Raw genomic sequence first — 20,505 nt, forward strand, 5'->3', positions numbered from 1 at the left:
AAGCCGGAGGGCGTAATGCGCATCCGGCTTTCCACCTCACTTCCTTGCAGACACCGCGCTGCCCGCATCTTTCACCAGTCGTAACGTATCCACCATGCCAATCAGGCAGATAAGCGCGATGACCACAAACGCCAGCCGAAAGCTGATGCCAGGAATTGTGCTCATTCCCAACCATTCACTCACATTCGCACCAATACGAATACCGATTGCTCCCAGTGAAATCCCCAGTCCAACGGCGAGCTGTGTCGCGGTACTGAATAAGGTATTGGCATAGCTCATCTGGGCAGAAGGAACGTCGGCGAAAGCCAGCGTGCTGATGCCGGTAAACTGAATCGAACGGAACACACCGCCGAGGTACAGCACCAGCAAAATAAGCCAGACAGGCGTGCCGGGGGTGATCAGCGCGCAGGCGAGCAGCGCCAGCACATTGAGCGCCCCGTTAATCAGCAGCAGCTTTTTAAAGCCGAGCCAGCGGATGAGCGGCGTGGTCGCGGGCTTAATGGTCAGATTGCCGACAAATACCGCCAGCACCAGCGAACCGGCCTGAAAGGCATTCATGCCAAATCCGACCTGAAACATGAGCGGCAGGAGAAAAGGCACGGCGCTGATTGAGGCGCGGAACAGCGATCCTCCGTACATTGTGACGCGAAACGTCGGCACCTGCATGGCGTCGAGGCGTATCATCGGCCAGGCGGCTCGCCGGAAGTGGCGCAGAGAAAAGGCAAATGTCCCCACGCCAAGCGCCAGCAGGGCTATCGTCAATCCGCTTTCGGGATGCTGTGAACCCAGCAGTTCCATCGCATAGACCAGACTGACCATCGCAATAGCAGTGGCGAGGAAACCGGGAAGATCAAAAGGACGCCGATCGTCATCGCGAATATTGGGAATAAACCGCAGCGCCAGTGCTATCGCCAACAGACCCAGCGGGACATTAATAAAGAAGATCCAGCGCCAGTTAGCGTAGCTGGTAATAAAACCGCCGAGCGGTGGGCCAATAATGGGGGCGACCAGGGCGGGCCAGGTTAAGGTGGCGATAGCGGTAATCAACTGATGCTTTGGCGTGATGCGCAAGACCGCTAAGCGCCCCACCGGAACCATTAACGCGCCCCCCACGCCCTGCAGGATACGCATTGCCAGAAAACTCTCCAGCGTTGTGGAAAAACCGCACAGCACAGAGGCGAGGGTGAAAATGGCGAGGGCAAGCGTAAAGATTTTGCGCGCGCCAAAGCGGTCAGCTATCCAGCCGCTGGCCGGGATGAGTACCGCCAGGGTAATCAGGTAGGCGCTGATCCCGATATTTAGATCAACCGCCTGAACACCGAAACTTTTGGCCATATCGGGCAGGGCGGTTGCGATTACCGTGCCGTCAATAAACTCCATGAAAAACGCCCCGGCGACAAGCAGGGCGGCAGGAGAGATACCCCGTTTGCTTTCTGTGATTCGATCTTCTTGCATGTTGAACTTGCCATTCAAAAAAAACTATAAAAATTTACCGGAACTGATAACTCTGTAGATGATTGATTTACCAGTTAAACAGGCATGAATGCAAAGGATATGTTAAATATTAATCGTGACACATATCACAAAACAGTTGATTTTTGTGACGGTGGTCATATTATATGCACATAGACGATAACACCTGCATAACAACATAGTTGGAGTCATGCCATGAAACTGCGCAAAATCCTGAAAAGCATGTTTGAAAATTATTGCAAAACTTTCAAAGACGTACCGCCTGGCGCTATGTTCTGATTAAAAAAACCTGCTTCGGCAGGTTTTTTTATGCCTGTCATTTGCGGTTGCAGGTCTGGCTATCGTTTCGGCCTCTGAATCGGTACTATGACGGCCTTTCAACACTACCAGGAACGCCTACTATGTCCCAACCGCTGAATGCCGATCAGGAACTGGTCTCTGACGTTGTCGCCTGCCAGCTCGTCATCAAACAAATTCTCGATGTCCTCGACGTGATTGCTCCCGTTGAAGTTCGCGAAAAAATGACCAGCCAGCTGAAAAACATTGATTTTTCAACGCATCCCGCTGCGGCCGATCCCGTCACGCGGCGCGCTATCCAGAAAGCGATCGCACTGATTGAACTGAAATTCACGCCGCAGGGCGAAGCTCACTAAAATAAACCGTTGTTTTATATTTTAGAAATACTTTTTGCAATGCCTCCCCAAAGTGGGGGCATCAGGCTGAAAGGGCTTTGCGAATTGGCCTGCCGGGGAGTGAAATGCAGGCCAATAATGTGGTCAATTAATGCTGTTGGTAATTGACGACGTTGAGCACGTGCTGATCGGTCTGCGCCGGGCACAGTCCCGCGCGTTTGGCGCTACGTACTTCTTCAAGAATCGTTTGTAACAACAGCCCATCTTGCTGTTGTTCTTTTTCCAGCGTGTGGAGAAAATCCAGGGTAGGCGCATCGTTCATGGCTTCCGCTTCGTCGGTGAGCTGCGAAAGCGTACTGGCGCGCTGTTCATAATCATCCATCGTTTTCTGAAACAGTTCTTCCAGCGAATGTAAATCTTCGCCCGGTACATCAATGGCCTTAACGACCGGATTCGCCCCGGCATTTTTCATGAAGTTAAACATGCGCATCATTTGGGTGACGTTACTCTGGGCCTGAGTACGTAAGAAAGTCGCAGTACCCATCAGACGGTGTTCAGAACACCACTCACTCAGATGGAGGTAGAGATTGGAAGCATAAAACTCAAGATTCATTTGATTATTGAGTTTGTGTACCATTCCAACTGCAGCCATATCAATATCCTTATTTCCTGATAGAAGGGATGTGCAGCGCTAATCTGCACAACTTACTGTTAGCAGAATAAGTCCATTCTGCCAGTCCATTATGTGATCGAAGAGTCAATTCCATCGCGAATCGAAAATAAGCATACCTGCATAAATGAAATAAGAAAATCCTTAAATGGCAATGTTTATGATTTTTTACATATTACTGAAGGTAATACATCAAGCTGTATTTAGTAAACATAATGTAAGATTATATATCTGATTGATTTTGTTATGGTGTGAATGATTTATATGGTTTTGAAATGGTGTTTCAAGTCACAAAAGTGAATGATTTAGCATGGTAATATCAGAATATTGATAATCTCTGTCGTCCCTGCCGCGATAATAATCCTGTGAAACCGTTCTGGCAGAAATAATGCCGGTCTTTCTCTTGCTGAAAATCAGGGCAGCGACATCTTATTCAATTATAACCGAATGATTAATTCGTCATTTTCGGTGTTATCAGCCTGTAATAAATGAGGAAAGGTGAATGAAAAGAGTGGCCGTCTTGCTGGCATCGGGTTTCGAGGAAGCGGAAGCGATCGTTACCATTGATATCTTGCGTCGTCTGAATATTGACGTAGATACCCTGGCCTGCGCGGAGTCTCGCGCCGTAGTGAGCTACCACGATCTCCCGATGGTGGCCGATGACACCCTGGCGGGGCAACGAGAACGCCTGTATGACGCAGTAGTGCTGCCGGGAGGGCCGCAGGGAAGCATGAACCTGGCGGCGAATCCACAGGTTATCGAGTTTATCTCGCGCCATGATGCCGCCGGAAAATTAATTTGTCCCATTTGCTCAGCGGCTGCACGTGTATTAGGCGGCAACGGCTTACTGAAGGGGCGTCGTTATGTCTGCTCAGGCGATCTCTATGACGCGGTGACCGATGGCGTTTATGTTGATGCGCCGGTTGTGGAGGATGGTAATCTCCTGAGTGGTAAAGGATTAGGCCATATTTTTGATTTTGCCCTGACGCTGTCAGCCCGTTTATTAGGCAATGACCAACCCGTTCGTGAACATGCTGAGCATATTTATTATCCGTGGTAATCCGTTGGTTCCCGGATACAGGCGTATTCGGGAACAAGGATTTGTGAGCTGACCTTATGGATTAATGTGCTACGCCACTTTTTATTTGTCTGACAATTCCCCCGTTTCTTATGTCATTTTCCGCTGAATTTATGTACGCAATTACTGTAATTCTGCGGTGTGATGCCGCTCTCCTATGGAGAATCAATTTCCCGCTACAACTATTCCAGCACTGGCACTTATCTTGAGTTCTTTTGGTAATGCCTTGTTTTTCGTCTGAATTACATAAAGTCGTTAAATATTACCCTACATAAAATGACGCTAAAGCTGGAGTTAACCATGCACAAATTCACTAAAGCGCTGGCAGCCATCGGTCTGGCTGCCGTTATGTCACAATCCGCTATGGCAGAATCGATGAAGCTGGGTTTTCTGGTGAAACAACCGGAAGAACCCTGGTTCCAGACGGAGTGGAAATTTGCCGATAAAGCCGGGAAAGATTTGGGCTTTGAAGTGATTAAAATTGCGGTGCCGGACGGCGAGAAGACGCTGAATGCGATCGACAGCCTGGCGGCAAGCGGGGCGAAGGGGTTTGTTATTTGTACCCCGGATCCAAAACTGGGGTCCGCCATTGTCGCGAAGGCGCGCGGCTACGACATGAAAGTGATCGCCGTGGACGATCAGTTCGTCAATGCCAAAGGCAAACCGATGGATACCGTCCCACTGGTCATGATGGCGGCAACCAAAATCGGCGAGCGTCAGGGCCAGGAACTGTATAAAGAGATGCAGAAACGGGGCTGGGACGTCAAAGAGAGCGCGGTGATGGCGATTACCGCTAACGAACTGGACACCGCGCGTCGTCGTACTTCCGGCTCGATGGAAGCGCTGAAAGCCGCAGGCTTCCCGGAAAAACAGATCTACCCGGTTCCTACCAAATCTAACGATATCCCCGGTGCATTTGATGCCGCCAACTCCATGCTGGTTCAGCACCCCGAAGTCAAACACTGGCTGATTGTCGGCATGAACGATAACACCGTACTCGGCGGCGTGCGCGCCACCGAAGGCCAGGGCTTTAAGGCGGCGGACGTGATCGGCATTGGTATCAATGGCGTTGACGCAGTGAGCGAACTGTCGAAAGCGCAGGCGACCGGTTTCTTCGGTTCACTGCTGCCCAGCCCGGACGTTCACGGTTATAAATCCAGCGAAATGCTCTACAACTGGGTGACGAAAGGCGCAGAACCACCGGCATTCACCGAAGTGACTGACGTGGTGCTGATCACCCGTGACAACTTCAAAGAAGAGCTGGCGAAAAAAGGGTTAGGCGGTAAGTAAGACGACAGCAAGTGAAAGGCCGGATGGCGTCGCTCATGCTGTCATCCGGCAACCGGTTAGAACGATACTGACTCACGGAGACGTTATGCAACAGTCTACCCCGTATCTCTCATTTCGCGGCATTGGTAAAACCTTCCCCGGCGTTAAAGCGCTTACGGATATCAGTTTTGACTGTTACGCCGGTCAGGTGCATGCGCTGATGGGTGAAAATGGCGCCGGGAAATCAACACTCTTAAAAATTCTCAGCGGTAACTATGCGCCAACCACGGGATCTTTGGCGATTCGCGAGCAGGAAATGAGCTTCGCAGATACCACCGCCGCGCTGAATGCCGGCGTTGCCATTATTTACCAGGAACTGCATCTCGTGCCGGAGATGACCGTTGCTGAGAATATCTATCTCGGTCAGCTTCCGCACAAAGGCGGCATTGTGAATCGCACCCTACTCAATTATGAAGCGGGCCTGCAACTCAAACATCTGGGGATGGATATCGACCCCGCGACGCCCCTGAAGTATCTCTCCATCGGCCAATGGCAGATGGTGGAAATCGCCAAAGCGCTGGCGCGCAACGCCAAGATTATTGCCTTTGACGAACCGACCAGCTCGCTCTCTGCAAGGGAGATCGAAAACCTGTTTCGGGTGATCCGCGAATTGCGTAAAGAAGGGCGCGTCATTCTGTATGTCTCGCACCGTATGGAAGAGATCTTCGCGCTCAGCGATGCGATCACTGTGTTTAAAGATGGCCGCTACGTGAAAACCTTTACCGACATGCAGCAGGTCAACCACGATGCGCTGGTGCAAGCGATGGTGGGGCGCGATCTGGGTGACATCTACGGCTGGCAGTCTCGCCCCTATGGCGCAGAGCGCCTGCGCCTGCATGAAGTCAAAGCGCAGGGCGTACGCATGCCTGTCAGCCTGACGGTTCGCAGCGGGGAAATTGTCGGACTGTTTGGCCTGGTAGGCGCGGGCCGTAGTGAGTTGATGAAAGGCTTATTTGGCGGCACCCGTATCAGCGAAGGGCAGGTGTATATCGATGAACAACCGATCGACATTCGCAAGCCGGCGAATGCTATCGCGGCAGGAATGATGTTGTGCCCGGAAGACCGGAAAGCGGAGGGGATCATCCCGGTGCATTCGGTACGCGACAACATCAACATCAGCGCCCGGCGTAAGCATGTGCTGGGGGGATGTGTGATCAACAACGGATGGGAGGAGACTAATGCCGACCATCATATTCGCTCGCTGAACATCAAAACCCCTGGTGCCGAACAGCTGATCATGAACCTTTCCGGTGGTAACCAGCAAAAGGCGATTCTTGGTCGCTGGCTATCGGAAGAGATGAAAGTGATTTTGCTCGACGAACCGACGCGTGGGATTGACGTTGGCGCGAAGCACGAAATTTATAACGTTATTTATGCCCTGGCCGCGCGCGGCGTTGCCGTGCTGTTCGCCTCCAGTGACCTGCCGGAAGTCCTCGGCGTGGCAGACCGTATTGTGGTGATGCGGGAAGGTGAGATCGCCGGGGAATTACTTCATGAACAGGCGGATGAGCGCCAGGCGCTGAGCCTCGCGATGCCTAAAGTCAGCCAGGCTGTCGCCTGAGAAAGGAGAGAACGATGTCTTCCGTAACAACTTCCGGATCGGGCGCGCCAAAGTCGCCGTCGCCTTTTAGCCTGGGACGTATCTGGGATCAGTATGGCATGCTGGTGGTATTCGCTGTCCTGTTCCTCGCCTGCGCCATTTTTGTGCCGAATTTCGCGACATTCATCAATATGAAAGGGCTGGGGCTGGCGATCTCCATGTCGGGCATGGTGGCCTGCGGCATGTTGTTCTGCCTGGCGTCAGGGGATTTCGACCTGTCCGTGGCGTCAGTGATTGCCTGCGCCGGGGTGACCACCGCAGTGGTCATCAATCTGACCGAAAGCCTGTGGATTGGCGTGGGGGCAGGCCTGTTGCTGGGCGTGCTGTGCGGGCTGGTTAACGGCTTCGTGATTGCACAACTCAAGATCAACGCCCTGATCACCACGCTGGCAACGATGCAAATCGTTCGTGGCCTGGCGTATATCATTTCCGACGGCAAAGCGGTGGGGATTGAAGACGAGCGTTTCTTCACCCTTGGCTACGCCAACTGGTTCGGTTTACCGGCGCCAATCTGGTTGACGGTGGGCTGCCTGATTATCTTTGGCTTGCTGTTAAACAAAACGACTTTCGGGCGTAATACGCTGGCAATTGGGGGCAACGAAGAGGCGGCGCGTCTGGCCGGGGTGCCGGTGGTGCGGACCAAAATCATTATTTTCGTGCTCTCTGGTCTGGTCTCTGCGGCAGCCGGGATTATTCTCGCCTCGCGTATGACGAGTGGACAGCCGATGACCTCCATTGGCTATGAACTGATCGTCATCTCCGCCTGCGTGTTAGGCGGCGTTTCCCTGAAGGGCGGCATCGGAAAAATCTCATATGTGGTGGCGGGTGTCCTGATCCTGGGGACCGTGGAGAATGCGATGAACCTGCTGAACATTTCGCCCTTCGCCCAGTACGTTGTACGCGGCTTGATCCTGCTGGCAGCGGTGATCTTCGACCGTTACAAACAAAAAGCGAAGCGTACGGTCTGATAAAAAAAGTCCAACTTTTTAGTCTAGTTCCTCTCCTTTGCCAGCCGCTACCCCGGCTGGCAATTGTCTTTCCAAATGGCGAGCATCGTCACACTGTCTATACTTACGGTTGCTTATGAGGCGCGATCCGCGCGGCTCAAAGAGAACAATAAGGAGGAGTACCGGGTGGCAGAACCGTTAACCGTAACCCCTGAACAGTCCGTGCACTATGCTTATTTTTTTGATCTCGATGGAACCCTTGCGGAGTTAAAGCCGCATCCAGACCAGGTGGTGATTCCTCCCACGATCCTTCAGATGCTCCACCAACTTGCAGAATGCAACGCAGGAGCTCTGGCATTGATTTCAGGGCGCTCAATGGTTGAACTTGACGCGTTGGCTAACCCCTGGCGCTTTCCGCTGGCAGGCGTACATGGGGCTGAACGCCGTGACATCAATGGGAAAATGCATATCGTGCATCTCCCTTCGGCAATAGAACGCGATATCAGCGTGCAGTTACATACGGCGCTGATGAATCTGCCGGGGACGGAAGTGGAGACCAAAGGCATGGCGTTTGCGCTGCACTATCGACAGGCGCCAGAACATGAAGCTGCGCTGCAGGCGCTGGCGCTACGCATTACGCAAACCTGGCCGCAGCTTGCGCTCCAGCAAGGGAAGTGCGTTGTCGAAATTAAGCCGAAAGGCACTAACAAAGGTGAAGCGATAGCCGCGTTTATGCGTGAAGCGCCGTTTGCCGGGCTAGTCCCTGTTTTCCTGGGTGATGATCTGACCGATGAGGCCGGGTTTCGCGTGGTGAACGAGGCGGGGGGCATTTCAGTGAAGGTAGGAGAGGGGGAGACGCAGGCGCAATGGCGATTAGCCGGAGTGCCAGACGTCTGGCGCTGGCTGGAGTCTGTTTACACTGCACAACAAGAAAAAAACATGAATGACAGGAGAGATGGCAATGAGTCGTTTAGTCGTAGTATCTAATCGAATAGCGCCTCCGGATAACAAAACCAGTGCGGGCGGCCTGGCCGTTGGGATACTGGGTGCGCTGAAAGCGGCAGGAGGACTGTGGTTCGGTTGGAGTGGCGAACTGGGTAACGAGGATCAGCCATTAAAAAAGGTCACCCGGGGCAACATCACCTGGGCGTCGTTTAACCTGAGCGAAAAAGATCACGAAGAGTATTACAACCAGTTTTCTAACGCGGTGTTATGGCCGGCTTTTCATTATCGGCTGGATCTGGTGAACTTCCAGCGCACCGCCTGGGAAGGCTATCAGCGTGTGAATGCGCACCTGGCAGACAAACTCCTGCCGCTCTTAAAAGAGGATGACATCCTCTGGATCCATGATTATCACCTGCTGCCGTTTGCCAGCGAACTGCGTAAGCGCGGCGTGAACAACCGGATCGGATTTTTCCTGCATATTCCTTTTCCCACGCCGGAGATTTTTAACGCGCTGCCGTCATCAGATATTCTCCTTGAGCAGATGTGCGATTTTGATCTGTTGGGGTTTCAAACTGAAAACGATCGCCAGGCTTTCCTCGACAGCCTTTCCAGTCTGACGAGAGTCAGTTCCCGCGATCCGAAGAACCACACCGCGTGGGGGAAACATTTTCACACCGCGGTCTATCCTATCGGTATTGAACCGGAGGAGATTACCCGACAGGCGTCGGGGCCGTTACCGCCGAAGCTGGCTCAGCTAAAGGCAGAGTTAAAAAACCTCAAGAATATCTTTTCCGTTGAGCGACTGGATTACTCAAAAGGGCTTCCGGAGCGTTTTCAGGCCTATGAGGCGTTGCTGGAGAAATTCCCTCAACATCACGGAAAAATTCGTTACACGCAGATTGCGCCCACTTCCCGTGGCGATGTGCAGGCGTATCAGGATATCCGTCATCAGCTTGAGACGGAAGCCGGGCGCATTAACGGTAAGTATGGTCAACTGGGCTGGACGCCGCTGTTTTATCTTAATCAGCATTTTGAACGCAAACTGTTGATGAAAGTATTCCGTGCGTCGGATGTGGGGCTGGTCACGCCGCTGCGCGATGGTATGAATCTGGTGGCGAAAGAATTCGTTGCCGCCCAGGATCCCGCCAATCCAGGCGTCCTGGTGCTGTCTCAGTTCGCCGGTGCGGCAAATGAACTGACCTCAGCGCTGATCGTCAATCCTTACGATCGTGATGAAGTCGCGGCGGCGCTGAATCGCGCACTCACGATGCCGCTGGCCGAACGTATTTCGCGTCATGCTGAGATGCTGGAGGTGATTGTCAAAAACGACATCAATCACTGGCAGGAGCAGTTTATCTGCGATCTAAAGACGATCACCCCGCGCAGCGCTGAAACTCTTCAGCAGCGCAAAGTCGCGACGTTTCCCAAGCTTGCCTGAGCGACGATTTCGGGGATCAATTACCTTCAAGCGGGACCAGCAGAACGTCCACCAGGCTTGAACTCACCACACTTTTCGCCGAGCAGGAGGCTCGCGAAAAGAAGCTATGGTTATGGTTGCCACAGATGACCAGATCCACGTCGTGTTTGCGGCACACGTCCAGAATATGCTCGCTTAACTCGCCGTAGGTAATGAATGTCTGCGCGATCGGATAGCCCGCGTCTTTCCCCAGTTTTTCAAGGAAATCCGTTGTCTCCTCATGCATCACCGCGCGTAAATCTTCCAGCATGGGGGCGGCAAATTGATTGTATAACTCTGGGTCGGAGGCGAGGGTGATAAGACTGATTCGTGCGTTGACGGGACGAGCAATGGAGACGGCTTTTGCCAGCAGTTGTTGGCTTTCCGGGGTTATCGCCACGGCGACAAGAATGTGGGTGTAGCTCATAACTCGCTCCTTATTGCAAGAATATGAGGTGGTTCTTCAGCATTACTCCGATTCGCTGATAACTGCAATGCTTCTATATGACAATAGTGTGAAGGCTATCATAATTATTCATTAATATTCCTTATAAGTGGATCTAAGGAATAACCAAAAGTGTTAACCAAATCGATTGACTTAAATTAAATCAGTGAGTCAATCAAAATTTGGTTTAACAAATTCATGTTCGTGATTAATTGCAATCTAATCATAAATACAGCGTATTAATAAAAAATGGGTAACAATTAACATATTGTTTAGCAAGGATAAAAACTAATTTACTTGTGTGATGATATAAATCCACTTCAATTATTTTCATTGCGTGATTTTAACGGGCGTTGCGTAAAATCTTTCGCCGCCCCCGACGCTTGATTTAATACCCGTGAGAATAAAATGGCGTTTTGCTGGTTAATTTCCCCGCAAAATAAAAGCTCAACTGATGGATTTATGTTAACGATTAAGTTAATTTATGTGATGTGCATCACATATTTTCCAAATTCGCAGCGTGGCTTTGTTGTATGTCTCGGGTGTGACGAGTACAGTTGCGTCGAATTAGGAAAAATCTTAGGCATTTGTAAGAATTCATGTGCTCGCGTTACAACCAGGCAAGGTGCCAGCGTGACGCGCGTATTGATGCTTAAGCGCCTGAGTCGAAGGTATGTGTTTGACCTATTTGCTTTTTTTACCGGGAATTCCCGGCGACATCACGGGGTGCGGTTTTTCCGCATAAAAATAAAAGTTGGTTATTCTGGATGGGAATAATGCATACATCCGAGTTGCTGAAACACATTTATGATATCAATTTGTCATATTTACTTCTTGCACAGCGTCTAATCGTTCAGGACAAAGCGTCCGCCATGTTTCGTCTCGGGATCAATGAGGAAATGGCGACCTCTCTGGGGGCGCTGACCCTTCCGCAAATGGTAAAACTGGCAGAAACGAATCAGCTTGTGTGTCATTTCCGTTTCGACAGTCATCAAACCATTACTCGTCTGACTCAGGATTCCAGAGTAGACGATCTCCAGCAAATTCACACCGGTATCATGCTGTCCACGCGTCTGTTAAGTGATGTTAATCAGGCTGATGAAACCGCGCGTAAGAAAAGGGCCTGATGATGAGTGAAAAAAGCATTGTTCAGGAAGCTCGTGATATCCAGTTAGCGATGGAATTGATCACACTGGGTGCCCGTTTGCAAATGCTGGAAAGCGAAACGCAGTTAAGTCGCGGTCGCCTCATCAAGCTGTACAAAGAACTCCGCGGCAGTCCCCCGCCGAAAGGCATGCTGCCGTTTTCCACTGACTGGTTTATGACCTGGGAGCAAAATATCCATGCTTCCATGTTCTGTAATGCCTGGCAGTTCTTACTTAAAACGGGCCTGTGTAGTGGGGTTGATGCCGTCATTAAGGCGTATCGACTGTACCTCGAACAGTGTCCGCAGGGTGAAGAGGGGCCGCTGCTGGCGTTGACTCGCGCGTGGACGCTGGTGCGTTTTGTCGAAAGCGGCTTGCTTCAGTTATCAAGCTGTAACTGCTGTGGCGGTAATTTCATTACCCACGCTCACCAACCTGCGGGCAGTTTTGCCTGCAGTTTATGCCAGCCGCCTTCCCGAGCGGTAAAAAGACGTAAACTTTCCCAGGATGCTGCCGATATTATTCCACAACTGCTGGATGAACAGATCGAACAGGCTGTTTAACCGATACGGTGTGGACGAAACACTCCAGCAGCGGTAAGTCATTACCGCTGCTTTTTTTTGCCTCGCCAACGCGTTAACGCCCCGACTGCGCATCCTGTCATAGTCAACAGCAGAAGGATGATGTCGTGCTTATCTTATTAGGTTACCTGGTGGTTATTGGTACAGTTTTCGGCGGTTACATGATGACTGGTGGAAACCTGGGGGCACTCTATCAACCGGCTGAATTTGTCATCATCGGTGGCGCGGGAATAGGGGCATTTATCGTGGGTAACAACGGTAAAGCCATCAAGGGGACGCTGAAAGCGCTGCCGTTACTGTTCCGTCGTTCGAAATACACCAAAGCGATGTATATGGATCTGCTGGCACTGCTCTATCGCCTGATGGCGAAGTCGCGCCAGCAGGGGATGTTCTCGCTTGAGCGCGACATTGAGAACCCGAAAGAGAGCGAAATTTTTGCCAGCTACCCCCGTATTCTGGCCGACTCGGTGATGCTGGAGTTCATCGTTGATTACCTGCGCCTGATCATCAGCGGCAACATGAATACCTTTGAGATCGAAGCGCTGATGGACGAAGAGATTGAAACGCACGAAAGTGAATCGGAAGTCCCTGCCAACAGCCTGGCGCTGATGGGGGATTCGCTGCCGGCGTTTGGTATCGTTGCGGCGGTGATGGGGGTCGTACACGCCCTCGCGTCAGCGGATCGACCGGCTGCAGAACTGGGCTCACTGATTGCCCATGCGATGGTCGGTACGTTCCTCGGCATTCTGCTGGCCTACGGTTTTATTTCACCGCTTGCCAGCGTCCTGCGTCAGAAGAGCGCGGAAACCAGCAAAATGATGCAGTGTGTGAAAATCACGTTGCTGTCGAATCTGAACGGTTACGCCCCGCCGATCGCCGTCGAATTTGGGCGTAAAACGCTGTATTCCAGCGAGCGCCCGTCATTCCTTGAACTGGAAGAACATGTTCGCGCAGTGAAAAATCCGAACCAACAGCAGCAGACGACGACTGAGGGCGCATGAAGAATCGGTCTCATCCTATCGTCGTTGTTAAACGGCGCAAACATAAGGGGCATGGCGGCGGCGCACACGGGTCGTGGAAGATTGCTTACGCTGACTTTATGACCGCCATGATGGCCTTTTTTCTGGTGATGTGGCTCATTTCCATCTCCAGCCCTAAAGAACTGATTCAGATTGCCGAATACTTCCGTACGCCGCTGGCAACGGCGGTGACGGGAGGGAATCGAATTTCCAATAGCCAGAGTGCGATTCCCGGCGGCGGCGATGACTTTACCCAGCAACAGGGCGAAGTGAATAAGCAGCCGAACCTCGATGAACTGAAAAAGCGCATGGAACAAAATCGCCTGAGCAAACTGCGCGGCGACCTCGATCAGCTCATCGAATCGGATCCCAAACTGCGGGCGCTGCGTCCGCATCTGAAGATTGACCTGGTGCAGGAAGGGCTGCGTATTCAGATTATCGACAGCCAGAATCGCCCGATGTTTAAAACCGGTAGCGCCGAGGTTGAGCCGTATATGCGTGACATCCTGCGGGCGATCGCGCCGGTGCTGAACGGTATTCCAAACCGTATCAGCCTGTCCGGGCATACGGATGATTTCCCTTATGCAAACGGTGAAAAGGGCTATAGCAACTGGGAGCTTTCTGCCGAACGCGCCAACGCATCGCGGCGTGAACTGGTACAGGGCGGTCTGGATGACGGAAAAGTATTACGGGTGGTGGGCATGGCCGCCACAATGCGTATGAGCGATCGCGGTCCTGATGACGCCATCAACCGCCGAATCAGTCTGTTGGTACTGAACAAACAGACCGAACAGGCCATTTTGCATGAAAACGCTGAAAGCCAGAACGAGCCGGTAAGTGTATTACAACAGCCTGAGGCCAGTCCGCAGGTAAGCGTTCCCACATCGCCACCAGCCAATCCGAGGTGATAGCGTGAGCATGGATATAAGCGATTTTTATCAGACTTTTTTTGATGAAGCTGACGAGTTGTTGGCTGACATGGAGCAACATCTGCTCGATCTGGTGCCCGAAGCGCCGGATGCCGAGCAACTGAATGCCATATTTCGTGCCGCGCACTCCATCAAAGGGGGCGCCGGTACGTTCGGCTTTACCGTTTTGCAGGAAACCACTCATCTGATGGAGAACCTGCTGGATGATGCGCGTCGCGGTGAGATGCAGCTCAATACCGCCATTATCAACCTGTTTTTGGAAACGAAAGATATTATGCAGGAACAGCTCGATGCCTATAAAAGTTCGCAGGAGCCGGATGCCGCCAGTTTCGAATACATCTGCACGGCATTACGCCAGTTAGCGCTGGAGGCAAAAGGCGAAACCGCGCCAGCGGTGGTGGCGAATGCCCGACTGAGCGTGGTCGACAACACGGCACCTGACGACGTGGTCGTGGCAGAAGCAGCGAAGTTGCGCATTGTTCTCTCGCGCCTGAAGGCCAGTGAAGTGGCCCTGCTGGAAGAAGAGCTGGGCAATCTGTCCACCCTGTCTGATGTCGTCAAGGGCGAAGACAGCCTGGCGGCAACGCTTGATGGCGACATTGCAGAGGATGACGTCATTGCCGTGCTGTGCTTTGTGATTGAAGCCGATCAGATTGCTTTTGAGAAAGTGGTAGCAGCGACGGCACCTGCGGTCCAGCCGGAAGTGGCTGAAGTGGTTGCTGTCGAACAGCCTGTCGCCGCAGTCCCTGCAGTGAAAACGGTTGCCACAGAAGCACAAACCGGACGCGTAGAGCGGGAAAAACCGGCGCGCGCCAGTGAATCTACCAGCATTCGTGTGGCGGTGGAGAAGGTCGATCAGCTGATCAACCTGGTCGGTGAGCTGGTGATTACCCAGTCAATGCTGGCACAGCGTTCGAACGAACTCGACCCGGTGAATCATGGCGATCTCATCACCAGCATGGGTCAGTTACAACGTAACGCCCGCGATCTGCAGGAATCGGTGATGTCGATTCGTATGATGCCAATGGAATACGTGTTCAGTCGCTTTCCACGTCTGGTGCGTGACCTGGCGGGCAAGCTTGGCAAACAGGTTGAACTGACGCTGGTCGGCAGCTCGACGGAACTCGACAAGAGCCTGATTGAACGCATCATTGACCCGCTGACGCACCTGGTGCGTAACAGCCTCGACCACGGTATCGAACTGCCGGAAAAACGCATGGAATCCGGTAAGAATGTGGTGGGCAATCTGATTTTGTCGGCGGAGCATCAGGGCGGCAACATCTGCATCGAAGTGACCGATGACGGGGCGGGGCTGAACCGCGAGCGCATTCTGGCGAAGGCGATCTCCCAGGGGATGGCGGTTCATGAAAACATGACCGATGACGAAGTGGGGATGCTGATTTTTGCCCCTGGCTTCTCAACGGCCGAGCAGGTGACTGACGTTTCCGGACGCGGCGTGGGCATGGACGTGGTGAAACGGAATATCCAGGAGATGGGTGGCCACGTTGAAATCCAGTCGAAGCAAGGGACTGGCACCACCATCCGTATTTTGCTGCCGCTGACGCTGGCGATCCTCGACGGCATGTCCGTGCGCGTCGCCGACGAAGTCTTTATTCTGCCGCTGAATGCGGTGATGGAATCCCTGCAGCCACGTGACGACGATCTGCATCCGCTGGCCGGTGGCGAGCGCGTGCTGGAAGTACGCGGCGAATATCTGCCGCTGGTTGAGTTGTGGAAAGTCTTTGAAGTGGAAGGGGCGAAAACCGAAGCCACCCAGGGCATCGTGGTGATCCTGCAAAGCGGCGGTCGCCGTTACGCGCTGCTGGTCGATCAGCTGATCGGTCAGCACCAGGTGGTGGTTAAAAACCTGGAGAGCAATTATCGCAAAGTGCCGGGCATTTCAGCCGCCACGATTCTGGGCGATGGCAGCGTCGCGCTGATTGTGGATGTCTCCGCCCTGCAGGGTTTAAATCGCGAACAACGTATGGCGATCACCGCCGCCTGATTGAGTAAGAAAGGGTAAAATATGACCGGTATGACTAATGTAAGCAAACTGGCCGGCGAGCCGTCAGGTCAGGAATTCCTGGTGTTTACGCTGGGAGATGAAGAGTACGGTATCGACATCCTGAAAGTGCAGGAGATCCGTGGTTACGATCAGGTCACGCGCATTGCCAACACGCCTGCCTTCATCAAAGGGGTGACCAACCTGCGCGGCGTGATTGTGCCGATTGTCGATCTGCGCGTGAAGTTCTGCCAGGGCGATGTTGAGTACAACGATAACACCGTGGTGATTGTGCTGAATCTGGGACAGCGCGTGGTGGGGATCGTTGTGGATGGCGTGTCTGATGTGCTGTCGCTGACCGCAGAGCAAATCCGCCCGGCCCCGGAATTTGCCGTGACGCTGTCAACGGAATACCTGACCGGACTCGGCGCGCTGGGCGACCGGATGCTGATCCTGGTGAACATTGAGAAACTGCTGAACAGTGACGAAATGGCGCTGTTAGATATGGCCGCCTCTCACGTCGCCTGATCGTATTGCTGGATGTGGTTACCGTGCTTTAATGCCGGATGACGCTGTGCTTATCCGGCCTACGGCTGAAGGTGGTTGTAGGCCGGATAAGGTGTTTACACCGCCATCCGGCAATCACCGGAACCGTTATGCTTCAACCTGCTGTGACACCGCCTCCTCATCACTCTCTTCCAGCAAACCTTCGTTTTGCGCCAGCATCGCCGTCGCAATACCGTTACCTAACACGTTAATGGCGGAACGGCCCATGTCGAGAAAATGGTCGATGCCCATCAGTAGCAAAATGCCGGCGACCGGAATGTTAAAGCTCGGAATCGTTGCCGCTAGCACCACTAATGCGGAACGCGGAACGCCGGCAATGCCTTTTGACGCCAGCATCAGCGTGAGCATCAGGACGCTAATCTCAGCAAACGACAGGTGAATGTTGTAGGCCTGCGCGATAAACATTGACGCAAAAGAGCAGTAAACCATTGAACCGACCAGATTGAACGAGTAACCAATGGGCAGCACGAAGGAGACGATGTTGCGCGAGCAGCCAAATTTTGTCAGTTGTTCCAGCGTTTTCGGATAGGCCGCTTCAGAACTGCTGGTAGTAAAGGCTACCAGTACCGGATCCTTGAGCATCCCGAGCAGGCGAAACACCTCTTTTTTCAGTACCAGATATCCCACTGCCAGTAACACCAGACAGGTCATCAGAATAGCCACGTAATAGCCGCCAATGAACGAGGCATAGTTGAGCAAAATGCCCAATCCTTCGGTGGCGATCACCGAGGAGATGGCGGCAAAAATGGCCAGCGGGGCGACGTACATCACGTAGCCGGTTACTTTCAACATAATGTGGGAAACCACGTCCAGCGCTGCCACCAGCGGGGCATTGAATTTTTCGCCCAACGACGCGCCGCCGATCCCGAAGAACATAGAGAACACCACAATCTGCAAAATTTCGTTATTGGCCATCGCACCGGCAATGCTGGTTGGAATGGTATGCGACAGGAAACCTTTCAGGCTCATCCCGCCGACGGCGAGACCGGTATCCACGGCTTCTTTCGGGATAGCCAGATTAAGTCCGCTGCCGGGTTGTTCCAGGGTGACAATAAACAGGCCCACCAGAATGGAGAGGATGGAAGAGCTGATGAACCAGATCATCGCTTTGCCGCCCACACGCCCGATGGTGGACGTCTCGCCAAGACGCATAATGCCTACGGTCAGGGTGCTGAACACCAGAGGGGCGATAACCATCTTAATCAGACGTAAGAAGATGTCGGTAAGAAGGGTGATGTTATCCGACCAGGCGGCAATGACGCTTTCGGAGGTATAAGAGTGAATAACCGCACCTGACACAATACCTGCCAGCATGAAAATCACGATAAATATCGTGAGTTTATTTGCATTTGCCACTAAAAATCCCTCGGGCTGAATTTAACAATTTTTTATCAGCGATACATGTGTTTTATGTATTTAACGACGCTGAATCATTTCCTACCTAACCTGGAGTAATCCGCCGGGGGTTACAACTATTTTTTATTATTTACTTATTTTGTTGTGTTCTGACCAACGCGATTTTGTGAACTGGATCGCATAAGAATGAATATATCCTCTCAGATTGCGAGGAAAACAGAATGCTAATAATGTTAATAAATTGATATATAAGCGTTTTATCCGTCAATCACCCGTTCGTATGGCGAAGCCTGACGGCAGTGGTTGTTTTCTCATCCGTAAACTAAATTTCTGATTATCAGTTCGTTTTACCGATCTGCATGACCTTTCTCGCCATGCGTGTTGTGACTTTCGTTAAACGTGGCGATTTTTCGGAGGTGTTTGATGAACAGATTATCCCGGTTCCTGGGTATGGCTGGCATTTTCCTTCTGCCACTGCCTTCAGCAATGGCGGTGACCAGCAGTGGGACCGTCGGGGCAACATTAACCCTGACCAACGGCTGCCTGATCAATGGCTCACCGAGTCAGAACGGCATTAACTTTGGTACGCTGGATTTCGGTACCCATCCAGCTACGTTCTCGGAATTAACCACTCAGCTGACGGGAGCCGCGGGCGGGAACAGTTTTGGCATTCAGTGCACCACCACGGATTACACCGTGCAAATCACCGGTAATACCAACTCGTCAGCACCCGGTACGGTGATCGGCACGCCGGGCACGCCAGCCCGTTACCTCGTCAATGCGGCGAATACCACTCAGGGTGTGGCTTACAGCCTCTACAGCGACAGCGGTTTTAACAACGTAGTCAGTAATAACACCCCCATTCCGAAAGCCTCAACGACGGCCGGCGTTGACAACTACACGTTGTATGGCCGGATCCAGGGCGGCGGAAACAGCGTCACCGTGGTACCGGGTACTTATACCGATACGATTAACGTCAGCGTCATCTACTGATTCGTCCATGAAATGAGGATCCTTAGCGTGGGCTTCCCGCGTGGAGGCAGGGGACGGCTACGCCTTTTTCTGGCGATGGTCGGTCTGGCCGCGGTGCCGGTGATGGCCGTCACCACCCAGTCCTTTCAGTTGAACGCCACCATCACGCCGGGCTGCTCGGTGACCACCGGCAGCGGCGCGGCGCTGGGAACCCTGAACTTCGGCACGTATAGCGGTGTAGAAAACCGGCAGGTGAGCGCGCAGTTTGTCCCCAACGCCGCGCTGGCGCTGGCCTGCACGCCGGGCGTGGCGCTGAGCATGACGATTGACAGCGGCCGCAACTATACCTCGGTGCGTAATATGCAACGCGCAGGGGGAACGGAGCGGGTGGCTTATCGTCTCTACAGTGCGTCATCACTGGCGGCGAACAGCGAAATTGGCGTGAATCAGCCGGTCTCTGTCGTTTATACCGACAGCAATAATATCGCGTTACCGCTGTTTGGCGCGGCAACGCTGACGGGGTTTAGCCCCGCTGGCAACTATTCAGATCAGCTTACAGTGACCCTGTCATGGTAGCGAAGGGAGAAGTGATATGCAGATGCGAGCGTCTTTGGGATTGCTGTTTGGCTTCACGGCAGCGCTGGTTTCAGCCGGGGCGAACAGTGCTGCAACCATCCTGTTGTGGCCGATCGATCCCTGGCTGGCGGCAGAGAGCAACGCCACTGAGTTGTGGATCCAGAATCAGGGAAATACCCCAACGACGATGCAGGTGCGAATTGTCCGCTGGCGGCAGGATGAGGGTTTCGAGCGCTATCAGCCGCAGCAGGATGTGGTCGCCAGTCCGCCGATTGTCCGGATCGAAAAGGGCAGCAAACAGCTGATTCGTCTGATTAAACAGTCCACAGTTCCCGCCGGGGTTGAGCAGGCCTACCGTATTATCGTCGATGAGATCCCACAGCCCGACAGCGGCGATAAACCGCAAATGGGGTTGAAGGTGCAAATGCGCTATTCATTGCCGCTGTTTGTCTACGGTCAGGGGATTCAGACCTGGGCGCAGGGAGAACATCATGCGCGGGTGGATCCTGCGAAACTGCGCTGGCGGGTGGTACGCGCCGACGGGCAGTCACAGCTGGAAGTGCGTAATGACAATGTCGTGCATCTCCGGTTAAGCAAAGTCATGCTGCTTCAGAGCGGGGCGCAGCACACGATGGCGCAAGGCTTGCTGGGCTACGTTCTGCCTGGCAGCACGCGTCGCTGGCCGCTCCCCGCAGGCGCCACCCATCCGGACAATATGAGCGCGGCAATCAACGCACAGGGTGGCAAATGGTTGTCTGGTCCCGCCCACTAAGCGGCTTAGTG

21 protein-coding genes are annotated in these 20,505 nt (G+C 53.0%); 17 read left to right on the forward strand and 4 right to left on the reverse strand.

The window, feature by feature from the left end:
* Positions 1-36: 36 nt before the first annotated feature.
* The gene (locus WM46_RS04045; RefSeq protein WP_102601503.1) at positions 37-1,455 is read right to left on the reverse strand and encodes an MFS transporter; all 1,419 of its coding nucleotides are present in this window, start codon (positions 1,453-1,455) and stop codon (positions 37-39) included.
* Positions 1,456-1,668: 213 nt separating this feature from the next.
* On the opposite strand from WM46_RS04045, the gene azuC reads away from it, so the two are divergent.
* Both azuC and WM46_RS04055 read left to right on the forward strand, forming a co-directional pair.
* Positions 1,669-1,752 carry a stress response protein AzuC gene (gene azuC / locus WM46_RS04050; protein WP_014229869.1) on the forward strand — a complete coding sequence of 28 codons (84 nt, stop codon included), beginning with the start codon at positions 1,669-1,671 and terminating at the stop codon, positions 1,750-1,752.
* A gap of 122 nt (positions 1,753-1,874) precedes the next feature.
* The gene (locus WM46_RS04055; RefSeq protein WP_043000319.1) at positions 1,875-2,126 is read left to right on the forward strand and encodes a DUF2766 family protein; all 252 of its coding nucleotides are present in this window, start codon (positions 1,875-1,877) and stop codon (positions 2,124-2,126) included.
* Between the two features lie 127 nt (positions 2,127-2,253).
* Here WM46_RS04055 and WM46_RS04060 read toward each other — a convergent pair whose 3' ends face one another.
* Positions 2,254-2,757, reverse strand: a complete 504-nt coding sequence (locus WM46_RS04060; RefSeq protein ID WP_061077857.1) for a non-heme ferritin-like protein — start codon at positions 2,755-2,757, stop codon at positions 2,254-2,256.
* A 520-nt stretch (positions 2,758-3,277) separates the two neighbouring features.
* Between WM46_RS04060 and WM46_RS04065 the strand changes: the two genes are divergently transcribed.
* The 6 genes from WM46_RS04065 (at position 3,278) to otsA (ending at position 10,112) form a co-directional block, all read left to right on the forward strand.
* Positions 3,278-3,835: a DJ-1/PfpI family protein gene (locus tag WM46_RS04065; protein ID WP_061077856.1), complete on the forward strand. Its 558-nt coding sequence runs from the start codon at positions 3,278-3,280 to the stop codon at positions 3,833-3,835.
* Positions 3,836-4,153: 318 nt separating this feature from the next.
* On the forward strand, positions 4,154-5,143 hold the full coding sequence (araF, locus tag WM46_RS04075) for an arabinose ABC transporter substrate-binding protein AraF (RefSeq protein ID WP_102601504.1): 990 nt from the start codon (positions 4,154-4,156) through the stop codon (positions 5,141-5,143).
* An 85-nt stretch (positions 5,144-5,228) separates the two neighbouring features.
* Positions 5,229-6,743, forward strand: coding sequence for an arabinose ABC transporter ATP-binding protein AraG (gene araG / locus WM46_RS04080; RefSeq protein WP_061077854.1), 1,515 nt, complete (start codon positions 5,229-5,231; stop codon positions 6,741-6,743).
* Between the two features lie 14 nt (positions 6,744-6,757).
* Positions 6,758-7,750: an arabinose ABC transporter permease AraH gene (gene araH / locus WM46_RS04085; protein WP_061077853.1), complete on the forward strand. Its 993-nt coding sequence runs from the start codon at positions 6,758-6,760 to the stop codon at positions 7,748-7,750.
* 165 nt (positions 7,751-7,915) lie between these two features.
* On the forward strand, positions 7,916-8,716 hold the full coding sequence (otsB, locus tag WM46_RS04090) for a trehalose-phosphatase (RefSeq protein ID WP_102601505.1): 801 nt from the start codon (positions 7,916-7,918) through the stop codon (positions 8,714-8,716).
* The gene (gene otsA / locus WM46_RS04095) at positions 8,691-10,112 is read left to right on the forward strand and encodes an alpha,alpha-trehalose-phosphate synthase (RefSeq protein ID WP_061077851.1); all 1,422 of its coding nucleotides are present in this window, start codon (positions 8,691-8,693) and stop codon (positions 10,110-10,112) included. Before otsB ends, otsA begins: the two co-directional genes overlap by 26 nt.
* 16 nt (positions 10,113-10,128) lie before the next feature.
* On the opposite strand, the gene uspC is transcribed toward otsA, so the two are convergent.
* A complete protein-coding gene (gene uspC, locus WM46_RS04100; protein WP_061077850.1) occupies positions 10,129-10,557 on the reverse strand; it encodes a universal stress protein UspC in 429 nt (142 codons plus the stop codon).
* A gap of 794 nt (positions 10,558-11,351) precedes the next feature.
* Here uspC and flhD point away from each other — a divergent pair.
* The 6 genes from flhD (at position 11,352) to cheW (ending at position 16,779) form a co-directional block, all read left to right on the forward strand.
* A complete protein-coding gene (flhD, locus tag WM46_RS04105; RefSeq protein WP_043000328.1) occupies positions 11,352-11,702 on the forward strand; it encodes a flagellar transcriptional regulator FlhD in 351 nt (116 codons plus the stop codon).
* A gap of 2 nt (positions 11,703-11,704) precedes the next feature.
* Positions 11,705-12,283, forward strand: a complete 579-nt coding sequence (flhC, locus tag WM46_RS04110) for a flagellar transcriptional regulator FlhC (protein WP_061078060.1) — start codon at positions 11,705-11,707, stop codon at positions 12,281-12,283.
* Positions 12,284-12,408: 125 nt separating this feature from the next.
* Positions 12,409-13,302 (forward strand): flagellar motor stator protein MotA, encoded by an 894-nt coding sequence (motA, locus tag WM46_RS04115; protein WP_061077849.1) that lies wholly within the window; start codon positions 12,409-12,411, stop codon positions 13,300-13,302.
* The gene (gene motB / locus WM46_RS04120; protein WP_061077848.1) at positions 13,299-14,228 is read left to right on the forward strand and encodes a flagellar motor protein MotB; all 930 of its coding nucleotides are present in this window, start codon (positions 13,299-13,301) and stop codon (positions 14,226-14,228) included. Before motA ends, motB begins: the two co-directional genes overlap by 4 nt.
* A gap of 10 nt (positions 14,229-14,238) precedes the next feature.
* Entirely contained in the window at positions 14,239-16,254 is a 2,016-nt protein-coding gene (gene cheA, locus WM46_RS04125) for a chemotaxis protein CheA (RefSeq protein ID WP_187394494.1), read from the forward strand.
* 21 nt (positions 16,255-16,275) lie between these two features.
* Positions 16,276-16,779 carry a chemotaxis protein CheW gene (gene cheW, locus WM46_RS04130; protein ID WP_061077846.1) on the forward strand — a complete coding sequence of 168 codons (504 nt, stop codon included), beginning with the start codon at positions 16,276-16,278 and terminating at the stop codon, positions 16,777-16,779.
* A 126-nt stretch (positions 16,780-16,905) separates the two neighbouring features.
* Here cheW and WM46_RS04135 read toward each other — a convergent pair whose 3' ends face one another.
* Entirely contained in the window at positions 16,906-18,174 is a 1,269-nt protein-coding gene (locus tag WM46_RS04135) for a dicarboxylate/amino acid:cation symporter (RefSeq protein WP_061077845.1), read from the reverse strand.
* Between the two features lie 423 nt (positions 18,175-18,597).
* Here WM46_RS04135 and WM46_RS04140 point away from each other — a divergent pair, with 423 nt between their 5' ends.
* From WM46_RS04140 to WM46_RS04150, 3 genes are all read left to right on the forward strand, one after another.
* Positions 18,598-19,167 carry a spore coat U domain-containing protein gene (locus WM46_RS04140; protein WP_061077844.1) on the forward strand — a complete coding sequence of 190 codons (570 nt, stop codon included), beginning with the start codon at positions 18,598-18,600 and terminating at the stop codon, positions 19,165-19,167.
* A gap of 75 nt (positions 19,168-19,242) precedes the next feature.
* Entirely contained in the window at positions 19,243-19,722 is a 480-nt protein-coding gene (locus WM46_RS04145; RefSeq protein WP_225851919.1) for a spore coat U domain-containing protein, read from the forward strand.
* 16 nt (positions 19,723-19,738) lie between these two features.
* Positions 19,739-20,494, forward strand: coding sequence for a molecular chaperone (locus WM46_RS04150; protein ID WP_102601507.1), 756 nt, complete (start codon positions 19,739-19,741; stop codon positions 20,492-20,494).
* The last annotated feature ends 11 nt before the right edge of the window (positions 20,495-20,505 follow it).

Source organism: Citrobacter freundii complex sp. CFNIH2, assembly GCF_002880615.1.
GTDB lineage: Bacteria > Pseudomonadota > Gammaproteobacteria > Enterobacterales > Enterobacteriaceae > Citrobacter_A > Citrobacter_A amalonaticus_F.